General features: G+C 40.3%; 5 protein-coding genes. 3 read left to right on the top strand and 2 right to left on the bottom strand.

Annotated elements, in window-relative coordinates; translation table 11 throughout:
- The 3 genes from L6N96_02940 to uppS form a co-directional block, all read left to right on the top strand.
- Nucleotides 1-219: hypothetical protein (locus L6N96_02940; protein MCP8323119.1), on the top strand; the 219-nt coding region annotated here is incomplete at its 5' end.
- Between the two features lie 640 nt (nucleotides 220-859).
- On the top strand, nucleotides 860-1,477 hold the full coding sequence (locus L6N96_02945) for a hypothetical protein (GenBank protein MCP8323120.1): 618 nt from the start codon (nucleotides 860-862) through the stop codon (nucleotides 1,475-1,477).
- Nucleotides 1,478-1,617: 140 nt separating this feature from the next.
- Entirely contained in the window at nucleotides 1,618-2,274 is a 657-nt protein-coding gene (uppS, locus tag L6N96_02950) for a polyprenyl diphosphate synthase (GenBank protein MCP8323121.1), read from the top strand.
- 664 nt (nucleotides 2,275-2,938) lie between these two features.
- On the opposite strand, the gene L6N96_02955 is transcribed toward uppS, so the two are convergent.
- Both L6N96_02955 and L6N96_02960 read right to left on the bottom strand, forming a co-directional pair.
- Nucleotides 2,939-4,600, bottom strand: a complete 1,662-nt coding sequence (locus L6N96_02955; GenBank protein MCP8323122.1) for an acetolactate synthase large subunit — start codon at nucleotides 4,598-4,600, stop codon at nucleotides 2,939-2,941.
- Nucleotides 4,601-4,623: 23 nt separating this feature from the next.
- Nucleotides 4,624-5,331 (bottom strand): DUF362 domain-containing protein, encoded by a 708-nt coding sequence (locus L6N96_02960; protein MCP8323123.1) that lies wholly within the window; start codon nucleotides 5,329-5,331, stop codon nucleotides 4,624-4,626.
- Nucleotides 5,332-5,386: the final 55 nt, after the last annotated feature.

The following is a 5,386-nucleotide window of genomic DNA, read 5'->3' on the forward strand; positions in this document are numbered from 1 at the left end:
TTTGACAAAGTAGGCAACTCGAAGGAGGTTATAGTCAACTTCACTGTCAATGCGGGCATCATATTCGGCCTCGACCTGACCACTCTAGCCATAATTGGTGCAGCAATTGTGATTGTGATCGTCGTTGCAGTATATCTCATTATGAGAGGAAGAAGACCTCCAACGCCAAAGCCAACATCTACACCAACATCAACGCCTCCAGTTTCACCATCAGCTTAAATCTACTTAACTGAAGTAAGATTGCATAGACACGTACTTAAAATTCGAGTGTAAACTATGTTGACCGATCGTTGGACTCGACAATTCTGCTACAAAGCTCATTTATTGCTTAAAGTCCATAGAATTTTCTTGAGCGTGAAAGGCATCGGTTACTTTCTTTATATACACATACACGCTATTTACCTACCCCCTCTAGTAGTAATTAACCCCTGTTTTATGCTCAGAGATTGGTTGAACAGCAGGGGAAGAGTGGAAAATAATACCGATACGTAATATCTTAAGCACGAAAGAAGGTAATAATAGATATAGTAATAATAGTAACAGCCTATCTAACTTTCCTACCTTTCGTGCTCAAGAACATTTTACTATTACTACAAACTGCTGGAGGAGCAATTCTCCCCTATTAGTGTCCTTAAGATTTTAAGATAAGAGCTCCATTTCTATTCGATGGCTCCTATAGAAATTTATGTTTCTTTAGAGAGCTTCACGCTCAAATTCAGAATCTTGAGCATTATGCCATCAGCAATCCATTTACTGTCTTTGTTCTTTAAGTAAAAGCATATTACAAGGAGGTTCTTTAATTCACACAATACTCTTTAAACAAGTTTTTGAACAACAATCTATAATGTATTGATTGATTATGCCTTTTGACTGGAGAGAAATACAAAGCAATTGGCTATTTGGACTACCTATTAACTACTCACAAGAGGAGATAGTTGAAGCCTTCAATCAAGTCGAAAAAAGATTTAGTACAGAATTTTTCGATAACTATCCTTGGATACGTGGACCATACATAGTAACATTGATTGTGGACCTTAGTAAAATCCTTGAAGACGTAGAGAGGGGATATTGTAAATTTCTCATAGCCCTAGCTCTTATCTTCCTTCTAGACAGAGCTTTAACAATAGATGATATTGAGATAAAGCCAATAATACGCCTCTTAAAGATTAATGAGATAACTCAGAACAACCAGATAATTGATATGAATAGTTATGATGCAACTTTTAGCCTCGAGGCTTATAGTGGTAGAGAGAAGATTGATAGAGTGAGTTTAGAGTTATACAAGAATGATGGTCTTATCTTCCAAGGCTCTCTTAATAAAGAATCTTCAACGATTGATCATGATTTATATGTTCTATCGCATTCACTTGTGTTGGAGCAAGGCTCTAACTATAAGTTAGATTTTGTAATTACTCACTCATCAAAGAATAGTACTATTTGCGTTTTTATTAATGATACGCCTCCCTTCAAACGATGAAGGGGCTAAAATAGTGTACAACATAGACAGGGTCAACCTGATAGCCGTCAAGGATGAGATGAGCACGTGACTTTCAGTCCACAGCCATGCATGTAGCAAATGTTTATACCCGACGAAGTAATACAGAATGTTGATTCTTCATGATTGTTGGGCTTATACCGGATGGTAACCGTAGATACGCTGAAAAATACGGTATATCCAGGGCTGAGGTATTTAGAAAGGGCGTAGAAACATTAGGGATGTTCTTAGACTTCTGTTTTCGAAATGATGTCTCGCATGTAATTGTTTATGCTTTGAGCGAAGATAATCTCAAAAGACCCAAAAAAAAGCTCGAAGAGGTATTTGATCTTTATGAAAAAGAGTTTCGAAAATACTTGGACTCGAATTCAGAAGTTCATCAAAAACAGATTAATTTTCAGTTTTATTCCACGCAAAGAGAAGTACTCCCAGTTTCTTTGAGGGAGGTAATGGATCAACTCACCGAGGCCACCAAAGCCTATACAAGACACTGTGTAGTGTTTCTAATGGCATGGAGTGCTCAACATGAATTCTTGAATGCTTGTTTGAAAGCATTTAGGGAACCGGAATCAGAGATGAAGTCTCTTTTGATGGTAGATGTCGAACCTGATCTAATAATAAGAACAGGCAATCTTCAAAGATTGTCCGATTTCTTAAGTATTCAAGCACGATATTCTGAGCTTTACTTTATCGAAAAACTATTTCCTGAATGCATAGAACAAGATTGTGAGACTGCCTTCAGTTGGTACCATGCGCAAGAAAGGAAATTTGGGCGTTGATGATCACAAAACCAGGGAGGTTCGCCGACAGATTCAGACCATCATGCTTCCAAGATGAACTAGACGCCCAAATCCCTCATAGACTTAAAACCATTTAGGTATAAATCCCATCGGGCCCGAACCCATTTCTATCCAGCTCTGGATTTACTGGTAAATTAATGTCGAAATCCCACCCCCCGGCACTTTGATTTTAGGCTTATTCTGAGGCTATTTTGGCTAAATAAGGCAGTTTTGAAATATTGTGGGTGGAGACTTAAATTTGAATACATATTTACCGGTAAAAATGTTTGTCTTTCATGACCCAATATAGGTTCAGACATACATTAGCATTAGGCCACGATCATAATTAGTCAAGCAGAAAATTTCTTGGAACTTTAGACAGGGATAGCTCTTGACACACAATTCTAATTTAACCTCCACACTTCGGTTGGCGAGCTCTTCTTCTACCTTAAGTGTGGAGGAAATCCTGAAAACGTTATTTACACAAGTTTAACACAGACGGGGGAAGAGTTTTACGATGTATTGGGAAAATTGGTGAGGCACATAGTCGTTAGCTCATTCAATAGTTTAATGAACTTGATCGATGCTGCTTCACAAAGAGAGGTAAGACATGATTCTTCGACAAGACGCTGTTATCGTTGGAGGAATCTAGAGAATAGCGAATTTATATGTTACAAACTAGGTTACTGAGCTCTTCTGAAAAGACATCGTAATTCACTGAATAGTCGATTGGGCACTCAACGACAGCAACCTCATTTAAGGAAAAGGCCTTCCTCAAGACTTCTGTCAAGTTAAAGCCTCTTTCGACTCTAAAACCCTTTGCCCCATAGCTCTCTGCGTATTTAACGAAGTCTGGATTCGAGTAATCCAAGCCAAAATCTTCAAAATTCATACTCCTTTGTTTCCATTTAACGAATCCAAAGGCATTATCATTCAATATCAACGTAACGACAGGGATTTTGTATCTTACAGCAGTTTCCAACTCCTGAGAGTTCATCATGAATCCTCCATCACCACAAACTGCCAGAACCTTCTTATCAGGAACCAGCATTTTAACCGCGATCCCTGATGGTAATCCAGCACCCATAGTTGCCAAGGCATTGTCTACAAGGAAAGTGTTTGAAGCATAGGTTTTATACAACCTCGAAAACCAGAGCTTATAGATCCCGTTATCCAACGTTAAGATATCATCCTTAGATAGAGCATCCCTTACACTCTTTACTACCTCTTGGGGAAGGGGAGGATACCTATGTTCGAAGGGCTCGTCGATCTTCTCTTCTATCAATTTCCTAGTTTTCTTAAAGATTGGGAAATCCCGTTTTACATCTATCTTCTCATATATTCTTCTTAAGGAATCAGATATGTCCCCTATAACCTCTACATGAGGATTGAAATATTTGTCAGGTTCTGACTGGACGAAATCGATATTCAATATCTTCTTATCGACCTCTTTATTCCATATGTAAGGAGGATACTCCACTATGTTATATCCTATCGTTATGATCAAATCGGCTCTATCGATCCCACAGTTCACATAATCTCGTTTGTGAACTCCAGTAGCAAAAAGACTAAACTCACAATCGTCTCCTATGACCCCTTTTCCCATCTGTGTATGAACAACGTATATGCCCGTCTTCTCGATAAATTTTAAGAGCTGCTTTGTGATTAACTTCCTATTTGCACCTGATGAAACGATGATCAAGGGATTCTTTGAGTTATCTATTAACTTGACTGCTTCATCGATCGCCTTATGATCTGGGGAAGGCTTCCTTATATCATGCCTCTGTTGGATCTTTGCATCCGTCTCATCCGAAGATACGTCCTCAGGAAGTTCGATATGGACTGCTCCAGGTCTTTCCGACTCTGCAATCTTGAAGGCATCCCTAAGAACTGTGGGAATCGTACCCGGGTCGACGATGGAAACCGATTTCTTTGTTATGGGCTTCATCAGACTGACAACATCGATAAGCTGAAATCTTCCCTGCCAGTTCTCCCTTATAGCTTTTTGACCCGAAATGGAGATCAGGGGTGCACCTATCAATTGAGCATGTGCGACGCCCGTAACGAGGTTGGTCGCTCCAGGACCAAGGGTTGAAAAACAGACACCCGCCTTTCCTGTCAATCTTCCGTAAGTTGCAGCCATGAATGCTGCTGCTTGCTCATGCCTAGTAACAATCAACCTGATTTTCGATTTTCTTATAGATTCAAGTAGATGAAGGATCTCTTCTCCAGGCAGCCCGAAGATATACTCGACGCCCTCTTCTTCTAACTGTTTTACGAATAAATCTGAGGCCTTCATCTTTTTATTACGCTCTTCATGTTCCAAATTCAATCACACTAAATGTTAGTCTATCCTTGGATCTTGAGAACATCATTTATCTTGTCTGCAGTTTCGCGGCTCTTATCGTTTAAGGGAATAAGCTCTATGTCCGAGGCTGACTTCACACCTATACCAAGCTCGGCTGCCCTCTTGATCTGTTCGAGTTCAAAGATCTTTCTATTCATAATATCCTTAGTCGACCCATAACTCCTAAGAATGGCTACCCCAGCAGCGTCTATGGCTATCCTATCTCCACTTGCCAGTAGGAGGTTGGGCTCGACAATATCGCCAAGTTCAGGACCCTTATTCACAAAGGCTTTTATGGCATCCATGACCACCAAGTGGCAATCATAGAACTTGTTGATCTCGGATATCATTCTCCTTTGATAAGGAGAGCCATGTAGCTCCCACATATAATCGTACAAACCTCCGGGAATTTTCTTGGCCACCAAGCCTACTGAGCTCTTCAGGGACATGGTGAAGTGGCCACCGAATCTATGGGTTTTAAGGCAGCAAGTCTGGACAACCTTGTCGCTTTTAAGGACTTCCTTGGAGATGTAGAAACCCCTAAGCCAATGAGTTCCATCCCTATCAATCTTCGTCCATCCCTCTTTATCCGCCTCGTCTAGAACTAAAACTTTAAAGCCCTGCTTCTCAGATAAGTCAAAGACGCCCATCTGCTCTAATACCTTCCTAGTATCACCCATCCCACTTCTCTCAACCAAGGTCAGATTCATTATCCCAGCTTCCTTTAACCCCCTAACTAGGCCCTCAAGGGTATCAAGATGAGTT

The organism is Candidatus Methylarchaceae archaeon HK02M2 (genome assembly GCA_024256165.1).
GTDB lineage: Archaea > Thermoproteota > Nitrososphaeria > Nitrososphaerales > JACAEJ01 > HK02M2.

Excerpts from the sequence above, each read along its gene's own strand:
- L6N96_02960 (MCP8323123.1), bottom strand. The coding sequence starts at position 5,331 with ATGAATCTGACCTTGGTTGAGAGAAGTGGGATGGGTGATACTAGGAAG.
- uppS (MCP8323121.1), top strand. The coding sequence starts at position 1,618 with ATGATTGTTGGGCTTATACCGGATGGTAACCGTAGATACGCTGAAAAA.
- L6N96_02945 (MCP8323120.1), top strand. The coding sequence starts at position 860 with ATGCCTTTTGACTGGAGAGAAATACAAAGCAATTGGCTATTTGGACTA.